Here is a 16,305-nt window from a genome sequence, read left to right on the forward strand (position 1 = left end):
CCTTTGATCACGTATGGCTACCGGAAGGCTCCCTGATGATGTGAAAGAGGCCGTCGTACAGGCCTTGGCGTGTTTCGACACGCCGAAGCAAGTGCGGTCCGCCATCCAAGCTGAATATGGGCTCGACCTGAGCCCGCAGCAGATTGAGGCGTACGACCCGAACAAGAGCACCGGACGGAATCTGTCGGAGCGGCTGCGCAAGATGTTTGAACGCACCCGCAGGAAGTTCCACGAAGACGTGTCGGACATCCCGATTTCGAACAAGGCTTACCGGCTGCGCGCCCTGTCGCGCATGTTTGCCCAGGCGGAATCGCGCGGGAACCTGGCGATGGCGGCGAGCTTGCTGGAGCAGGCCGCTAAGGAATGCGGCGATGTCTACACCAACCGCCAGAAGATCGACGGCAGGGTCCACTTCAGGGCTCGGGCGGTGATTGTCCCAGCCAAGGAAGCCTGAGCAAAAGCGGCTGCTGGCCAACAGCCGTTTGAGGTCCAGTAAGGTGGCGCGGCGGCCACCCGAAAGACCGCCACGCGCTACTTCATCGCCCTGGGCCGACTGCTTTCGCTGATGTCGGCGCAGGCTGCCGTCTACATCCGACCCCGGTAGCAGGCTAGAACGTCTCACTGCAGAGGCCGGCGTCGGAGAGACCAGCGTTCAATCCGCCATCAAGGTTCGCAAGCAGAGCGCCCCCGAAGTGCAGAAGGCCGTCGAGAGCGGCGAGGTGAGTCTGAACATGATCACGGAGTGACCAGACGCGACTACTGATAATCCTTACAGTAGTCCCATGGCACACTACCGGCCCCGACCGAATACCGGCGATTCAGCGCAGCGGCACCTGCTGGACGACGCGCACCTGCTGATCCGGCGGTATGAGGCTCGAAACGTCCCTGGTGCGGCCCTGGACGCCGACCAGCGCCGGGAATGGGCAGCGCAGGCAGTGGAAGCCCTGGAACGCCTGTCGCATGAGCTGGCCGCCCTGATCGGCCCGCCTGACTATCGAACAGACCGTGAGCGCGTCCGGTTCTGGGTGGAACAGTTCCACCGCGGCGAGCGAATCCCTAAGCCGTTACCCGACAAAGACCCCGAACACTTGCTGAAGCCTGAGCGGCCGTTGTGGCAGCGGGCGTTCAAGCCGGACTGATCGTCGCCGGGATTACAGGACCGGCGGCGGGCCTGGCTGCTTTGGTTTCTTCGCCCGCGGTGGTGCCGGCGCTGCGCAAACGTGAAGGTCGCCAAGGAACTGGCGAAAAAACGTCGGCGCGTCCGCGACGCTGCATGTAAGCCAAGGGTCGTACTGGTCGGCGTGCAGGATCACGACCATCCGCTTTTCGTCTTCGGGCCGGTGCATGCGCTGGAAAACGGGGTGGCCGTCGGCGTTGACCGTGAGCATGGCGAAGGACAGCAACGGTGAGCCATCCTCAGCCAGAAAATGCGGGTGCTCTGACCAGATTCCGGCGATGCCCATCGGCAACCCGTCCGGCAGTTCGATGGCCCATCGCACCGCCTTGCCCGACTCATAGCAGGGTTCATAGATGCGCTCGGCGGGGATGATGCAGCGCTGTTCCCGTTTCCATGCGGTGCGGAAGCTGGGCAGCGTGGCCACCGTCTCAGACCGCGAGTTGTACGTTCGCCGGCCATAGCTGACTTCCCGCGCGAAATGGGGCAGCAGTCCGAACTGTCCGGTATCCGCAAGCTTGCGGCCCTCGGCTGATAATCGTATGAAGGTTCCCAAGCGCACCGGGTACACCTCAGCCTGCATTTGCGCCAGCGGCGGGTTATCAGCAACGACGCCGAAATACTCTGCAAGCCGCGCAATCTCCGTCACCGCCTGATAGTTCGAGCACATGGCTTGCGAGGTGCGATTATTGGTCTTGACGGAATGCTACCGGAGCCGACCGTGCGAACCCTGATCCTGTCGCTGATGCCGACGACCAGACACAAAGCGGCTAGGGTATTCATCGGTAGATGCTAACGGGGGATGCCATGCGAACCGCCATCCTGATTGCCGGCCAGCTGCTTACTGCTGCTTACGCTCTGGCGTGCCCCATTGCTCGCGAAACTCGCGCATAGGCTCAGGGTTCCCGCGCTTCAGGTGGTAGTGCGCCAACGAGTACGCTGCGCGCTTCGCCTTGTTACTCGCCCACTGTTCGCGCGGTGGCAGGCCGCGGGCCTTTCCTACCTCGACTGCCCGCTGGGTGCACTCCTGAATGTCCCATTCGACTCGCGGTTGGCGTGGCGCAGCGCGGCCTGCATCTGCGGCGGCCCGGAGATCAGAGCACACCGTGACGCCCGCCCTGTTTAAGGAGATGATGTTCTGCCGATGGGAAGCACGAAGCAGGGTGCCCGCCAGCGCGACCCCGGCGGGAATGGCCCACTTTGCGCGGTACTCGGCACAGGTGATTTCGTGCGCGTGCTTCAGATGCGGCGCGAGGTATTGCAATCGTTGGCCACATTCCAGGCACTCAATGTCGCCGCCCGAGGTATAGGCCGCTACTTCCTCGCGAGACTGAAAAGGACTGCTGCGGGAGGGTCGCGTCGTTGCCTTGCGCATGGTCGCTACTCCGTGCCGGTGCGCGGGAAGCGTAGCGCCGAATTCGCGGTGCTAGAACATCAAAAGGTGACGACGGTCACAAGTTGGGCTTTCGCGTCAGGCTGACGGAGCGAGGTGGTGATCTGGGGCGCCCCCGGGAGCAATTTGACCCAAAGTATCAGGGTAAGTATCGGGGCAGCCGAACTGCCGAAAAAAGAAAAGGCTCGGATCGCTCCAAGCCCTTGATGTAGTTGGCTCCGTGACCAGGACTCGAACCTGGGACCCAGTGATTAACAGTCACTTGCTCTACCGACTGAGCTATCACGGAACAGTTGGGGCCGCGATTCTAGTGGCTGCTCCCGGCAGGTGCAATGCTTGACGGGAGCGGCCGGTGCGATCCGCGAAACGAGTTGCGCCTACTTCTCCACGAAGGCACGCTCGATCACGTAATCGCCGGGGGTGCCGATATGCGGCGAGATATGGAAACCGCGGCGATCCAGCATGGCGGCGGTGTCCTTGAGCATGGCGGGGCTGCCGCACAGCATGGCGCGGTCGGTTTCCGGGTTCAGGTCCGGCAGGCCGATGTCGCGGGTCAGTTTGCCGCTGTCGAACAGGTCGGTGAGGCGCCCGTTGTTGCGAAACGGCTCGCGCGTGGCGGTGGGGTAGTAGATGAGTTTGCGGCTGACTTCCTCGCCCAGGATTTCATGCTTGGGCAGTTCCTGGGTCAGATAGTCGTGGTAGGCGAAGTCGTCGACGTTGCGTACGCCGTGCACCAGCACCACTTTCTCGAAACGCTCGTAGGTTTCCGGGTCCTTGACCAGGCTCAGGAACGGGGCCAGACCGGTGCCGGTGGCGAGCATGTAGAGATTCTTGGCCGGCTTGAGATCGTGCAGGATCAGGGTGCCGGTGGGCTTGCGGCTGACCAGCACGATGTCGCCGGACTTGATGTGCTGCAGACGCGAGGTCAGCGGCCCGTTCTCGACCTTGATGCTGAAGAACTCGAGCTGGTCTTCGTAGTTGGCGCTGGCGATGCTGTAGGCGCGCAGCAGCGGGCGGCCTTCCACTTCCAGGCCCATCATCACGAAGTGGCCGTTCTCGAAGCGCAGGGCGGGATCGCGGGTGGTGGTGAACGAGAACAGCGTGTCGTTCCAGTGATGAACGCTCAAGACTTTTTCGGTACCGATGGCAGCCACGTTAAAACCTCGGGAATCGGGAATCGGGAATCGGTAAAAGCTCGGGAAGCAGAACGCGCTGAGAAACGGAATCGCAGTTGCTTCTACGATTCCCGATTCCCCATTGCCGATTCCCAGCTTTTCAGCCGGCAATCTTGTGCAGCCGAGCCACCGATTCCTGCAGCACTTTGTCGCTCGTCGCGAAGCTCAGCCGCACATGTCCGGGCGTTCCGAATGCTGAACCCGGCACCAGTGCCACCAGGGCTTCCTTGAGCAGCTTGTCGGACAGCTCCAGATCATCCTTGACGCCCAATTTTCTTATAAGTCCTTCGACATTAGGAAAGACGTAAAAAGTGCCGTCGCCCGCCGCGCACTGGATTCCGGGTACCGAATTGAGGTCGGCCACCAGACGGTCATGGCGAGCCTTGAACGCGGTGACCATGTCCGCCACGCAAGTCTGGTCGCCGTCCAGCGCAGTCTGCGCCGCCACCTGGGAGATGGAGGTAGGGTTGGAGGTCGACTGGCTCTGGATGTCTGCCATCGCCGTGATGATCTTTGCCGTGCCCGCCGCGAAGCCGAGGCGCCAACCGGTCATCGAGTACGTCTTTGAGACCGCGTGGATCACCACCGTGCGCTCGTACAGGTCCGGGCACACGTTGATGATGTTGGCGAACGGCTCGGCCGCCCACAAAATCTTTTCGTACATGTCATCGGTGGCGATGAGCACGCGCGGATGTTTGCGCAACACTTCGCCCAGCGAAGCCAATTCGGCGCGCGTATAGGCCATGCCCGAGGGGTTGGAGGGCGAGTTGATCCAGATCATCTTGGTGCGCGGCGTGATCGCGCGCTCCAGTTGCTCGGCGGTGATCTTGAAGCGTGCGGCTTGGGTGGTCGGCATGATCACCGGCGTGGCGTCGGCGAGCAGCACCATGTCCGGGTAGCTGACCCAGAACGGCGCGGGCACCAGAACTTCGTCGCCGGCATCGAGCACCGCCATGCACAGGTTGTAGCAGCTCTGCTTGCCGCCGCAGGACGCCAGAATCTGGTTGGGCTTGTACTCCAGCGCATTGTCGCGCTGCAGCTTGTTGATGATGGCCTTCTTCAGGCCGGGCGTGCCGCCCACCGGTGTGTACTTGGTGAAGCCCTTGTTGATCGCCTCGATCGCCGCGGCCTTGATATGCGCCGGCGTGTCGAAGTCCGGTTCGCCTGCGCCCAGGGACAGCACGTCCAGTCCCTGCGCCTTGAGTTCGGCGGCCTTGGCGGTGACGGCCAGAGTCGGGGAAGGCTTGATGCGGCCCATGCGCTGGGCAAGTGTCGAGTCCACGAAAACACTCCATGAATCGGTTAGGCGGGGGCGGGGCAAAGCGGCGCGCATTATCGCTGCAAATCAGTCCGTCCTGACAATCGACACGCGGTGGAGCGCGGCGTGAATCGGCGTGACCGCGCAATCGACGGGCACTCGTGCCGGCTCGAGCGGTCTGACTGGCCACGTCACCGTGGAGCGGCGACGCCCGGACAAGCGCGTCCGGGCCCGGCACACTGCGCGCAGACCCGCAACGACAGGACGAGGATTCGTGAAAGCTGCAGATCTGATGGTGCGTTGCCTGGAGGCCGAAGGCGTCGAGTTCATTTTCGGCATCCCGGGAGAGGAAAACCTGGATTTGCTCGAAGCCCTCGCCGGCTCGTCCATCCGCCTGATTCTGACCCGGCACGAACAGGCCGCCGGCTTCATGGCCGCGACCTACGGCCGCCTCACCGGCAAGGCCGGCGTGTGCCTGTCCACCCTGGGGCCGGGCGCCACCAACCTGGTGACGGCAGCGGCGTACGCCCAGCTTGGCGCCATGCCGATGGTGATGATCACCGGCCAAAAGCCGATCAAGCGCAGCAAGCAGGGCCAGTTCCAGATCATCGACGTGGTCGACATGATGGCGCCGATCACCAAGTTCACCCGCCAGATCGTGTCGGCCGACAGCGTGCCGGCGCGGGTCCGGGAAGCGTTTCGACTGGCAGAGGAAGAGCGTCCCGGGGCGACCCATCTGGAGCTGCCGGAGGACGTTGCGGCAGAGTTGACCGCGCAGTCGCCGCTGGCCGCAAGCGATGTGCGACGGCCGATTGCCGAAGGCAAGGCGGTGGCGCGCGCAGTGGAACTGCTGAGCGCTGCGCGTCACCCATTGTTGGTGATCGCGGCGGGCGCCAATCGCAAGCGCTGTGCGCGCATGCTGCGCGCGCTGATTGATCGACAGGGCATTCCGTTCATCACCACCCAGATGGGGAAGGGCGTGGTGGACGAAAACCATCCGCTGTTCCTGGGCAATGCCGCGGTGTCCGACGGTGACTTTCCACACCGCGCTATCGAGCAGGCCGACTGCATCGTCAATGTCGGACATGACGTCATCGAGAAGCCGCCGTTTGTCATGCGCACCGGCACGCGCAAGGTCATTCACGTCAACTACCGTTCGGCCGAGGTTGATCCGGTCTACTTTCCTCACGTCGAAGTCCTCGGTGACATTGCTAACGCCATCTGGCAGATCGACCGGGCGCTGATACCGTCCGCCGATTGGGATTTCAGCTTCATGCAGCGGGTATGCGCGGCCATGCGCGAACATCGGCATGAGGGTGAACACGACCCGCACTTTCCGATCACGCCGCAGCGCCTGGTGGCAGACGTGCGCCGGGTGATGCCGGCGGACAGCGTGATCGCGCTAGACAATGGCATTTACAAAATCTGGTTTGCGCGCAACTACAACGCCAGTCACCCGAACAGCGTGCTGCTCGACAATGCGCTGGCGACGATGGGTGCAGGCCTGCCTTCAGCCATGGCGGCCCGGCTGGTCCATCCGGACAAGCCGGTCATGGCGATCTGCGGCGACGGCGGTTTCATGATGAATTCGCAGGAACTGGAGACCGCCGTGCGGCTGGGTCTGGACCTGGTGGTGCTGATCCTCAACGACAGCGCCTACGGCATGATCAAGTGGAAGCAGCAGCACCTGGGCCTGCGCGACTTTGGCCTGGACTTCGGCAATCCGGATTTCGTGGCCTACGCCAACAGTTACGGCGCGCACGGCCATCGCGTTGGCGCCACCGAGCAACTAGCGCCATTGCTGTCGCAATGCCTCGGCGCGCGCGGTGTGCACGTGATCGACGTGCCGGTCGATTACGCCGATAACGATCGCATCCTCAACCGTGAGATTCCCGAACGCAGCGCCGCGCTGGTGCCCTGACCTCGCCGCGCTGCCGCCACTCGACCTGGAGCAACCATGCTCGATCAACGCTATCCCTATTACCTGGCCAATCGTGCCGAGCAGCCCAACGAAGATCTGGAAGTCATCGACAAGTATCGCGGCACGGCGGCCACGCGCGTGGCGATGGCCGATACCCGCGCCATCGACCGCGGTATCGCCGCGGCGGTTGCGGCCGCCGACGATATGCGCCGCCTGCCGCCGTTCGAGCGCCGGAACGTGCTGCAGCATTGCGTTGCTCGGTTTACCGAACGTGCCGAAGAACTGGCGCAGGCGCTGTGCATCGAGGCCGGCAAGCCCATCAAGGACAGCCGCGGCGAAGTCACGCGCCTGATCGACACATTCCGCATCGCGGCCGAGGAGTCGGTGCGTATCGACGGTCACGTCATGAACCTGGAGACCGGCGAGCGCACGCGCGGCTATCGCGGCCAGTACCGGCGTGTGCCGATCGGGCCGTGCTCGTTCATCTCGCCGTTCAACTTTCCGCTGAATCTGGCCGCACACAAGGTGGCGCCGGCCATTGCCGCCGGATGCCCGTTCGTACTCAAGCCGGCCAGCCTGACGCCCATCGGCGCGCTGATGATCGGCCAGGTGCTGGCAGAAACCGATCTGCCGCCCGGGGCTTTCTCCATCCTGCCGTGCCGGCGTGACGGCGCAGAGTTGTTCACCACCGATCCGAGGCTCAAGTTGCTGTCGTTTACCGGCTCGCCGGCGGTCGGCTGGGATCTGAAGGCGCGCGCCGGCAAGAAGAAGGTGGTGCTGGAGCTGGGCGGCAACGCCGCGGTAATCGTCGATGCCGATAGCGATCTCGACGACGCGGTGGCGCGCATCGTGTTTGGCGCGTTCTACCAATCCGGACAGAGCTGTATCGGCGTGCAGCGCATCCTGGTGCACGCCGACATTTACGAGGCCTTTCGCGCACGCCTGGTCGAAGCGACCGAAAAGCTGGTCTGCGGCGACCCCGCCGACGAGCAGACCTTCATTGGCCCGATGATCTCCTCGAAGGAGGCGCAGCGTCTGTCGGACTGGATTGCGCAGGCAGTGGCAGCCGGGGGCAAACTGTTGTGCGGCGGTAACCGCGACGGCGCGATGCTGCAGGCCAGCCTGCTAGAAGACGTGCCGGCCGACCAGCCGCTGTGCACCGAAGAAGCCTTTGGTCCGGTGGCGGTGCTGAGTCGGTTTACCGACTTCACCCAGGCATTGGCGCAGGTCAACGACAGTGTGTTCGGGCTGCAGGCCGGGGTCTTCACGCGCGACCTGTATCGCGCGCTGCAGGCCTGGGACGAGCTGGACGTCGGGGGTGTGGTGATCGGTGACGTGCCGTCCTGGCGCGCCGACAACATGCCTTACGGCGGGGTCAAGGACAGCGGCCTGGGGCGCGAGGGTGTGCGCTTTGCCATCGAGGACATGACCGAGATTCGCAACCTGGTGATACGCACGCGCTGAGCGCGCTCCGAGGTTCGGTGCCAGACGGCCCGTCCCCTGCTTTATCGGCCTGTGTCAGTGAAATCCGCGGCAAGCACGACCGCATCGCCGTTCCCGTAAATCACCTGACGACACCCGCATGGATTCCAGTCAGATTCCCTTGAGCTTCGTGCAGAGCACGCCCGGCGCGCCGTTTGTGGTGTTCTTCTGCGTGGGTCTGGTGCTGGTCGGCGCGTTCTACCTGCTGCGACCCTGGCCGCCACGGCGCGGGCGCGTGCTGGCGCTGCTGGGCCTGGTCGCGATCTGCGCGGCGGTGGGCCTGAATGTGGCGCAGCAGCGCACGGTGTGGATCGACAGCGACCATCGCTTGGTGCAACTGCAGGCGGGCGTCGCAGGTCTGCAGCGGGTCAGCAACTGGTCGTTCGCGCAGATCGAGGCGGTGGCGGTGAGCCTGCGCCCCTCCAGCGATTTCGAACTGGGACTGGACACGCCGCAGGGCTGGCTCGCCCTGCAAACCTACCCCGAGGTGCAGACCGCCGAACGGCAGGCACGCGAGCTGGCGGTGCTGGCCGACTGGACCGCGTTGCGGCGCGGCTATCGGTTGGCGGTCAAGGCGCGAGGAGGTGACGCCCAAGGTCTGCAGTCGCCTTCGGGCCGCAACGTCGTAAGCGTGGATTTGAACCCTGTGTTGCAGGTGGTGCCGGCACCGGAGATGGACGAGCCGATGCGCTGATCCGACCTTGCGGCATAGCGTTCGCCTGTGGTGCGCATCGGCCAGGGATGTTGCGTGCTCGGCTAGCGGCGCTGATGATCGGCCGAATGAATCGTCCGGATCGTCCCGCAAGGCACGGTTTAGAACGGTCGGGTCGACACGCCTGCACCCGAAGGTGCGCCGGAGGAAGAAACCGATGCGGCTGCAGTCCAGCCACGGGGAAATACAGCAGACCAAGCTGATTCCCCCCAGCAAGAACAGTGCGCTGGTGGTACGCGCCCGTCTGCTGTCGTGCGCATTGGACGCCGCGGGCGGCCGGCTGTTGCTCATCAACGCCGCGGCGGGATACGGCAAGACCAGCGTTCTGGCGCAGGTGCACCAGGCGCTGCGCGAGCGCGGTCAGCACGTCGCCTGGCTGAGCCTGGACGAGGCCGACAACGACCACACGCGGTTTCTACTGCACTGGGTGCAAGCCCTGCGCAAGAGCGGCCTGCGCTTCGGCACGGCGGTGGTGCGTCTGCTGGCTTCCGGCGGCCAGCCTTCGCCTGCGGTGTTGCGCACCAGCCTGCTCAATGCGCTGGCGGCACTGGACCAGGACCTGTTTCTGGTCCTCGACGACTATCACCTGATCACCGATGCGGAAGTTCGCCAGACCCTGGCCGCCGTGCTGCTGGCGCCGCTGGCGCGCGTGCATCTGCTGATCGGCAGCCGCAGTCGCAACGAGCTGCCGCTCAACCGGCTGCTGGCGCTGAGCCAGGCGTTGGAAATCGACGCGCTGCAGCTGGCGTTCTCCGACACCGAGGCCCGCGACTTCATCGAAGCCACCTCTACCCGCAGTCTGGAGCCCGCACAGGCCGCCCGGCTGCGCGAGCAGACCGAGGGTTGGGCGGCCAGCCTGCAGTTGGCGGTGATCGCGCTGAACGCGGTGGACGATGTTGCCGGCTTTCTCGATGCGTTCTCCGGCGAGTCGCGTGAAGTGGGCGAGTTCCTGGGCGAGCAGGTGCTGAGCCGACTGGCGCCGCCCCTTCAGCAATTCCTGATGGAGAGCGCGATCCTCAAGCGCTTCAACACCGGCCTGGTGCAGGCCGTCACCGGACGCAGCGACAGCCGTCAGTTGCTGGACGAGCTCGAAGCCAGGAATCTGTTCATATTCTCGCTGGACGACCGTCGCAACTGGTATCGCTATCACCATCTGTTCGCCGATTTCCTGCAGCGCCGCCTGCGCGACCGCCATGGGTCGCGCTGGCAGACCCTGCATCGGCGCGCGGCCGACTGGCTGACCGCCAACGGCCTTGCGACCGAGGCCATCGAACACGCCTTCCTGGCCGAGGATGTGGAGCGCGCCGGGCAGTTGCTGGACGCCGCCTGCGTGGAGCTGTTCGCCTCCGGGCAGATTCACACCCTGCACCGGCATGCTGCACGCCTGCCGCGCGACATGCTGCGGCGGTTGCCGCGCCTGCAACTGGAGCTGACCTGGGACTACGAGCTGCAGTGGCGTTTTGCCGAGGCCAGGACCGCGTTGTCCGACGTCCGCGCGACCCTGGAGCAGGCGCAGGTGGGCGAGGGCGCGGTGCTCGATGCCGCGCAGATGCGCTTCATGCGCAGCAAGCTGGCCCATCGCGAACTGATGCTGGACCTGCTCGCTGATCGTCTGCCGCAGGCGCACGACCTGGCGCAGAAGTGGTTGGCGGAAACGCCGGATGACGACCCCTTCATGCAGGCCTCGGTGGGCACCACGCTGATGCAGGCGCAGCGCGAGCGTTACGACTGCGAAGGCGCGCCCTTGCAGGCACCGATGCTGCACCGTCAGTTTGTCGAGGGCGGCGCGCATTACGGCACCGTGTTCCACGACTCGGTCGCCGGACTCACCTTCTTCATGCGCGGCGATCTGGACGCTGCCGAGCACGCCTACGAGCGCGCACGGCGCACCGGCACCGCACTGCAGGGGCAGGATTCGCGGCTGGCCGCAATGCCGACCGCCATGCTCGCCGCCCTGCGTTACGAGCGCGGCGATCTGGAGCGCGCTCGCAGCCTGCTGCGCGAGCATTCCTTTCTGCTGGCCGACTTCGGTTTTTGCGACCACCCCATCGCACGCTTCCTGACCGCCTCGCGGCTGGCGTGGATCGATGGTCAGGCGGACGAGGCCATCGACGCGCTGGAAGCCGGCTCGCACGTCGCCGAGCGCCACGGCATGCAGCGGTTGCAGGCGGCGGTGTGGCACGAACGCGTGCGACAGGCCATCGCCGATGGCCGCAGCACGCAGGCCGCCGCCCTGATGGCTGACCTCGAGCGTCGCGGCGTGCTTTCGAGTTTGGCGCCGGGCGAGGCCGCCTGCAGCACCGACGAAATGCTGGCGCTGGCGTGGGCGCGCGTGCGCATCGATGGCGGAGACGCCCATGCAGCGTTGCCGGTACTGCAGCGCTGGTATCAATACGCGGCGCAGCGACGGTGCCCGCAGGCCGCCTTGCGGATTGCGGTGGTGCTGGCGCGTGCACAGGCGCAGCTCGGTGACACCGGCGCCGCCCAGGCCACGGTGGCGGAGTGTCTGCTGGCCTCACGCCAGGACGGATTCGTACGCAGCTTTGTCGACGAAGGGGCGTTCATGGCCACCACCTTGCTCGGTCTGAGGTCCGCTGCCGGTGCCAGCGACCGCGAACTGCGCGAACGGATAGATCGGCTGCTGCCGCACTTTCCGGACGCCAGCCTGCCGGCCGACGACAACACGGCAGGCGGCCGGGTCGGGCTGCTGGAGGTGGACCCGCTGTCGGCGCGCGAGCTGGAAATCCTCCGACTCACCGCGCAGGGAATGGCGACTTCGGATGTCTCCTGTGCGCTCGGTCTGAGCGCCACCACGGTCAAGTGGTACTGGCAACGCATCTTTTCCAAGCTGCAGGTCCATCGCCGGTTCGACGCCGTCAAGCTCGCCCGCGATCACGGCTGGGTGGCGTGATATTCATTTCAGTGATCGGCGTGTTTTGCGGCTTGCCCTCCCATCTGGCGGGTGCCTCTGGCTGGCGCGGCACCTAGATTCGAGTCTGGGGTGAGGCGTGCGGTCCGCCCGGATCGTTCGCAGCACCGTGTCCAGCTCAGCGGTCTGCCAGAACAACCAGATGGAGAAAATAACGATGTTCCTGAAGAATGCGTGGTATTGCGCCGGATGGGATTACGAGGTCCACCAGGGCAAGAGCGCCATCATCGCGCGCAAGATCGCCGGCGAGCGGGTGGTGCTGTTCCGCAAACCGGACGGCGCCGTGGTGGCGCTGGAAGATCGCTGCCCCCACCGCCAAGCCGCCTTGTCGCTGGGCCGCAAGGAAGGCAACTCCCTACGCTGCATGTACCACGGCCTGAAGTTCAATGCGCAGGGTATCTGCGAGGAGGTTCCCGGCCAGACCACCATTCCCGAACGTGCCTGCGTGCGCAGCTTTCCGGTGGTGGAGAAGGACAACTGGATCTGGGTGTGGATGGGCGACCCGGCCAAGGCCGATCCCAACCTGATCTGCTTCGCGGTGGGTCCGGGCGATCCCAACTGGAACATCAAGACCTCGCAGATGCACGTGAAGACCAACTATCGCTGGGAGATCGAGAATCTCGCGGATCTCAGCCATCTGGCCTGGGTGCACCCGGAAACCGTGGGCGGTGACCGCCAGTATTCCGAGATCAAGCCCAAGTACGAGATCACCCCGCGAGGGCTGAACACGATCTTCTGGGTGCGCTCGGTGGCACCGACCGGTGCGGTGGCGCACATCTTCCCGGAAGGCACCAAGCTGGACATCTGCTTTGACATCCAGCACACCGTGCCCTGCAACTGGATCATGCACTTCCGCGCCTTCTATGCCGGAACGGCGACCGAGGGCGAATCAAACGGCCAGCTCCTGCTGGACACCTGGACCTGCCAGAGCGTGACGCCCTGCGACGAGGACTCGGTGGATTACTACTATTCCTGGGGCGCCAGCAAGGAAACCGAGTTTCCCGGTATCAGCAATCTGCTCGGCGGCACCCTGGACATCGCCTTCACCGAAGACAAGATCATGCTGGAGGCACAGCACCAGCGGCGCAAGGAAAGGCCGGATCTGAAGATGGTCAACATCGCCAACGACGCCGGCCCAGGCAAGATGCTGTGGGTGCTCGACAAGCTGATCCGCGAGGAGGCGGACGGTGCGCAGGTTAAGGCCCAGCCTCAGCCGGCCTGACGCTTGACCTGACTCCGAAAAGGTTTGGTGGCCAGGATCGAGCGCAGCGAGATCCGGGCCACCCTTTCACCGAAACTCCCTTAACCGAAGCTATTGAGCCTTACCAAAATAGCTGACGAACATCCCCTCTCCCGCTGGCGGGAGAGGGGTAGGGGTGAGGGATTTTCAGGATGGCGCAATTCCAGCCTGCGAGCCCCTCACCCGGCACTTCGCGCCGACCTCTCCCGCCTGCGGGAGAGGCGAGCAAAGTGCTAACCCGTTACGAAAGTCTCATTTAAGTCTCAAGCGACGTGAGTGCCGGGTTTCGGCTGCGCCGTCGCCGCATCGATCAGACTGGCGGCGGTGTGGGGCAGCGCGGCGCAGGGCCCCTCGGCGCCGAAGGTCACGCGCGACAGGCAGGCGCCGTCCATCAGTAACTGCAGACCGGCAGCTAGCCGGTCGGGCTCGCGTACGCCGAGCTGTCGGCACAGCGCGCGCAGTCGCCGACGCTTTTCGCGGTTGTAGTGCAGCACGATGTCGCGCGCCGGATGCTCGGCTGCGGTCAGCTCGACCGCGGCATTGGCGATGGGGCATCCGCGGTGCTGCGGCGACTTCTGCTGCTGCGCAAGACCCCGGAACAGCGCGAGCAAGGTGGCGCGTGCGTCCGGAGCGTGTTGATCCACCACCTCATCCCACCAGACCCAGAATTGCGCAGCACTGTGGCGCAGGCATTCGGCCACCAGCTCGTCCTTGCCGGGAAACGCGCGGTACAGGCTCATCTTGGTGGCGCCGGCCTGTTCGGCGATGGCGTCCACCCCCACGCCACGGATGCCCTGGCGGTAGAACAGGTCGCGCGCGGCGTCGAAGATGCGGTCGCGGGCACTGCGCCGCGCGGTGGCAGAACAAATGTTTTCGGCAGAAGGGCTTGTGTCGTTCATGGCGGTCCTCCACGGAATCCGCTCTTGAAATGATACCGCTCGGTACCACACCATCGTACATGCTACCGAGCGGTATCCACGACCGCGGAGCCGATCCGGCTCGGGGCGGCGTCCATCGAAGCGGGAGAGCACACATGCAGCAGAAGATTGCGCTGATCACCGGCGCCAACAAGGGCATCGGCCTGGAGACCGCGCGGCAGTTGGCGGCGCAGGGCGTGCAGGTGATCGTCGGCAGCCGCGATGCGGAGCGCGGGCGGGCGGCGGCGGATGCGTTGAAGGCCCAGGGTCTGCCGGCGACGAGCCTGACGATGGATGTCGCCGATGCCGGCAGCATCGAAGCTGCGGCGAGGGAGATCGAGAGCCGCCACGGCCGGCTCGACATCCTCATCAACAACGCCGGCGTGATGCATGACGCCATGGACCAGCCTCCGTCTGCGCAGTCCATCGACACCTGGCGCAAGACCTTCGAGACCAACGTGTTCGGTCTGGTGGCAGTGACCCAGGCGATGTTGCCGCTGCTGCGCAAGTCCGCAGCCGGACGCATCGTCAATGTGTCCAGCCGGCTCGGCTCCATCACCGATCAGTCGGACCCGGCCAGCCCCTATTACCCTTTCAAGGTGCCGGCCTACAACGTCAGCAAGACGGCGGTGAACAGCTGGACGGTGCAGCTCGCCTACGAGCTGCGCGACACCGGCATCAAGGTCAACGCCATCCATCCCGGTCACGTCAAGACCGACATGGGCGGCGCGTCGGCCAGCATGGAAGTGGGCGACGGCGCCCGCACCTCGGTGGAACTGGCGCTGATCGCGGACGACGGCCCCACCGGCGGCTTCTTTCATCTGGGTGATCGGCTGCCTTGGTGAGGGCGTCGTTGTAACTCAACGCATCGATTTTTCTGCCACGGATGCACACGGATGAACACGGCGCGTGCATCCGTGGCATTGCGGTTTCCCGGCGGTTGGATGACCGCGCTGTTCACCGAACCGGCAACAAACAGTTCAACAACTCCAATAAGGATTCTTTCCGATGACCCAGCTCCTCACCCCCGTGCAGGTCGGCGACCTGACCCTTCCCAACCGCGTGCTGATGGCGCCGCTGACGCGCTGCCGCGCCGGCACCGCGCACCTGGCCAATGATCTGATGGCGGAGTACTACAGCCAGCGCGCCAGCGGCGGCCTGCTGTTCACCGAGTGCAGCATGGTCGACGCCAGCGCCAGCGCCTTCATCGGCGAGGGCGGCATCTATTCTCCGGAGCACGCGGCGTCCTGGCGCAAGGTCACCGATGCGGTCCACGCCAAAGGCGGGCGCATCGCCATGCAGATCTGGCATCCCGGCCGGGCCACCCATCAGGACATCAACAACGGTGTGGCGCCGGTGTCCTCGTCCAACAAGCCGATCCGCAACGAGAGCACGCACACGCCCACCGGCAAGCATCCCTATCCGGCGCCGCGGCCGCTGCGGACCGACGAATTGCCCGGCATCGTCGAGTCCTTCCGCCTGGCCGCGCTGCACGCCAAGGCCGCCGGCTTCGACGGCGTGCAGTTGCACGGCGCGCACGGCTATCTGCTGGACCAGTTCCTGCGCGACAGCGTCAATGATCGAACCGATGCCTACGGCGGCAGCATCGAGAATCGAGCGCGCCTGCTGTTCGAGGCCATCGACGCCGCCATCGGCGTGTGGGGTGCCGGGCGGGTCGGCGTGCGCATCTCGCCGCTGGTGCCGTTCAACGACATGTCGGATTCCAATCCGCGCGAGCTGGTGGCGTATGTGACCGAGCAGGCCCAGGCACGCAAGCTGGGCCACTTCGAACTGCGTCACGACCAGTGGGACCGCCCCGAGGAACTGGAGCTGGCGAAGATCGCGCGCAAGCATTTCAGCGGCGCGCTGCTGCTCAACGGCGGCTTCGATTTTGCCGCTGGCGAAGCGGCGGTGGCCGAGGGACGCGCCGACGCCATCGTCTACGGCAAGGCCTTCCTGGCCAACCCGGATCTGCCGGAGCGCTTCGCCCAGCAAGCGGCGCTGAATCCGCCGGACTTCAACACGCTCTACACCCCGGGCCCAGCCGGCTACACGGATTATCCGCGGCTGGCGGCCTGAGCGTCCGTGGAAAAGCCGCCGCCGC

General features: G+C 65.0%; 14 protein-coding genes and 1 tRNA gene. 9 read left to right on the forward strand and 6 right to left on the reverse strand.

Annotated elements, in window-relative coordinates:
- Positions 1–13 precede the first annotated feature (13 nt).
- Together ACOOHP_RS07355 and ACOOHP_RS07360 are read left to right on the forward strand one after the other, a co-directional pair.
- Positions 14–454, forward strand: coding sequence for a DUF2280 domain-containing protein (locus tag ACOOHP_RS07355; RefSeq protein ID WP_420465803.1), 441 nt, complete (start codon positions 14–16; stop codon positions 452–454).
- A 328-nt stretch (positions 455–782) separates the two neighbouring features.
- Positions 783–1,139, forward strand: a complete 357-nt coding sequence (locus ACOOHP_RS07360) for a hypothetical protein (RefSeq protein WP_420465804.1) — start codon at positions 783–785, stop codon at positions 1,137–1,139.
- Positions 1,140–1,151: 12 nt separating this feature from the next.
- Here ACOOHP_RS07360 and ACOOHP_RS07365 read toward each other — a convergent pair whose 3' ends face one another.
- The 5 genes from ACOOHP_RS07365 to ACOOHP_RS07385 all read right to left on the reverse strand — a co-directional run bounded on the left by ACOOHP_RS07365 (position 1,152) and on the right by ACOOHP_RS07385 (position 5,024).
- Positions 1,152–1,844: an SOS response-associated peptidase gene (locus ACOOHP_RS07365; RefSeq protein WP_420465805.1), complete on the reverse strand. Its 693-nt coding sequence runs from the start codon at positions 1,842–1,844 to the stop codon at positions 1,152–1,154.
- A gap of 171 nt (positions 1,845–2,015) precedes the next feature.
- A complete protein-coding gene (locus ACOOHP_RS07370; protein WP_420465806.1) occupies positions 2,016–2,549 on the reverse strand; it encodes a MucR family transcriptional regulator in 534 nt (177 codons plus the stop codon).
- Between the two features lie 231 nt (positions 2,550–2,780).
- Positions 2,781–2,856 (reverse strand) — tRNA-Asn (locus tag ACOOHP_RS07375).
- Between the two features lie 88 nt (positions 2,857–2,944).
- Positions 2,945–3,721 carry a ferredoxin--NADP reductase gene (locus ACOOHP_RS07380; protein WP_420465807.1) on the reverse strand — a complete coding sequence of 259 codons (777 nt, stop codon included), beginning with the start codon at positions 3,719–3,721 and terminating at the stop codon, positions 2,945–2,947.
- Between the two features lie 121 nt (positions 3,722–3,842).
- Positions 3,843–5,024: a pyridoxal phosphate-dependent aminotransferase gene (locus ACOOHP_RS07385; protein WP_420465808.1), complete on the reverse strand. Its 1,182-nt coding sequence runs from the start codon at positions 5,022–5,024 to the stop codon at positions 3,843–3,845.
- Positions 5,025–5,274: 250 nt separating this feature from the next.
- Between ACOOHP_RS07385 and ACOOHP_RS07390 the strand changes: the two genes are divergently transcribed.
- From ACOOHP_RS07390 to ACOOHP_RS07410, 5 genes are all read left to right on the forward strand, one after another.
- Positions 5,275–6,921 (forward strand): acetolactate synthase large subunit, encoded by a 1,647-nt coding sequence (locus tag ACOOHP_RS07390; RefSeq protein WP_420465809.1) that lies wholly within the window; start codon positions 5,275–5,277, stop codon positions 6,919–6,921.
- Between the two features lie 36 nt (positions 6,922–6,957).
- Positions 6,958–8,385 carry an aldehyde dehydrogenase family protein gene (locus ACOOHP_RS07395; RefSeq protein ID WP_420465810.1) on the forward strand — a complete coding sequence of 476 codons (1,428 nt, stop codon included), beginning with the start codon at positions 6,958–6,960 and terminating at the stop codon, positions 8,383–8,385.
- Positions 8,386–8,503: 118 nt separating this feature from the next.
- Positions 8,504–9,097: a hypothetical protein gene (locus ACOOHP_RS07400; RefSeq protein ID WP_420465811.1), complete on the forward strand. Its 594-nt coding sequence runs from the start codon at positions 8,504–8,506 to the stop codon at positions 9,095–9,097.
- Positions 9,098–9,272: 175 nt separating this feature from the next.
- On the forward strand, positions 9,273–12,026 hold the full coding sequence (locus tag ACOOHP_RS07405; protein ID WP_420465812.1) for a LuxR C-terminal-related transcriptional regulator: 2,754 nt from the start codon (positions 9,273–9,275) through the stop codon (positions 12,024–12,026).
- A gap of 175 nt (positions 12,027–12,201) precedes the next feature.
- A complete protein-coding gene (locus ACOOHP_RS07410; RefSeq protein WP_420465813.1) occupies positions 12,202–13,266 on the forward strand; it encodes a Rieske 2Fe-2S domain-containing protein in 1,065 nt (354 codons plus the stop codon).
- A 281-nt stretch (positions 13,267–13,547) separates the two neighbouring features.
- Here the strand turns inward: ACOOHP_RS07410 and ACOOHP_RS07415 are convergent, their stop codons facing one another.
- Positions 13,548–14,183: a TetR/AcrR family transcriptional regulator gene (locus tag ACOOHP_RS07415; RefSeq protein WP_420465814.1), complete on the reverse strand. Its 636-nt coding sequence runs from the start codon at positions 14,181–14,183 to the stop codon at positions 13,548–13,550.
- A gap of 134 nt (positions 14,184–14,317) precedes the next feature.
- Here ACOOHP_RS07415 and ACOOHP_RS07420 point away from each other — a divergent pair, with 134 nt between their 5' ends.
- Both ACOOHP_RS07420 and ACOOHP_RS07425 read left to right on the forward strand, forming a co-directional pair.
- A complete protein-coding gene (locus ACOOHP_RS07420) occupies positions 14,318–15,046 on the forward strand; it encodes an SDR family oxidoreductase (protein WP_420465815.1) in 729 nt (242 codons plus the stop codon).
- A 163-nt stretch (positions 15,047–15,209) separates the two neighbouring features.
- The gene (locus ACOOHP_RS07425) at positions 15,210–16,280 is read left to right on the forward strand and encodes an alkene reductase (protein WP_420465816.1); all 1,071 of its coding nucleotides are present in this window, start codon (positions 15,210–15,212) and stop codon (positions 16,278–16,280) included.
- The last annotated feature ends 25 nt before the right edge of the window (positions 16,281–16,305 follow it).

It is taken from the genome of Panacagrimonas sp. (genome assembly GCF_965216805.1).
Taxonomy (GTDB): domain Bacteria; phylum Pseudomonadota; class Gammaproteobacteria; order Nevskiales; family Nevskiaceae; genus Panacagrimonas.

Bases quoted from the DNA above. Each gene is read 5' to 3' on its own strand.
- ACOOHP_RS07355 (WP_420465803.1), top strand. From the start codon at position 14: ATGGCTACCGGAAGGCTCCCTGATGATGTGAAAGAGGCCGTCGTACAG.
- ACOOHP_RS07360 (WP_420465804.1), top strand. From the start codon at position 783: ATGGCACACTACCGGCCCCGACCGAATACCGGCGATTCAGCGCAGCGG.
- ACOOHP_RS07365 (WP_420465805.1), bottom strand. From the start codon at position 1,844: ATGTGCTCGAACTATCAGGCGGTGACGGAGATTGCGCGGCTTGCAGAG.
- ACOOHP_RS07370 (WP_420465806.1), bottom strand. From the start codon at position 2,549: ATGCGCAAGGCAACGACGCGACCCTCCCGCAGCAGTCCTTTTCAGTCT.
- ACOOHP_RS07395 (WP_420465810.1), top strand. From the start codon at position 6,958: ATGCTCGATCAACGCTATCCCTATTACCTGGCCAATCGTGCCGAGCAG.
- ACOOHP_RS07400 (WP_420465811.1), top strand. From the start codon at position 8,504: ATGGATTCCAGTCAGATTCCCTTGAGCTTCGTGCAGAGCACGCCCGGC.
- ACOOHP_RS07405 (WP_420465812.1), top strand. From the start codon at position 9,273: ATGCGGCTGCAGTCCAGCCACGGGGAAATACAGCAGACCAAGCTGATT.
- ACOOHP_RS07410 (WP_420465813.1), top strand. From the start codon at position 12,202: ATGTTCCTGAAGAATGCGTGGTATTGCGCCGGATGGGATTACGAGGTC.
- ACOOHP_RS07415 (WP_420465814.1), bottom strand. From the start codon at position 14,183: ATGAACGACACAAGCCCTTCTGCCGAAAACATTTGTTCTGCCACCGCG.
- ACOOHP_RS07420 (WP_420465815.1), top strand. From the start codon at position 14,318: ATGCAGCAGAAGATTGCGCTGATCACCGGCGCCAACAAGGGCATCGGC.
- ACOOHP_RS07425 (WP_420465816.1), top strand. From the start codon at position 15,210: ATGACCCAGCTCCTCACCCCCGTGCAGGTCGGCGACCTGACCCTTCCC.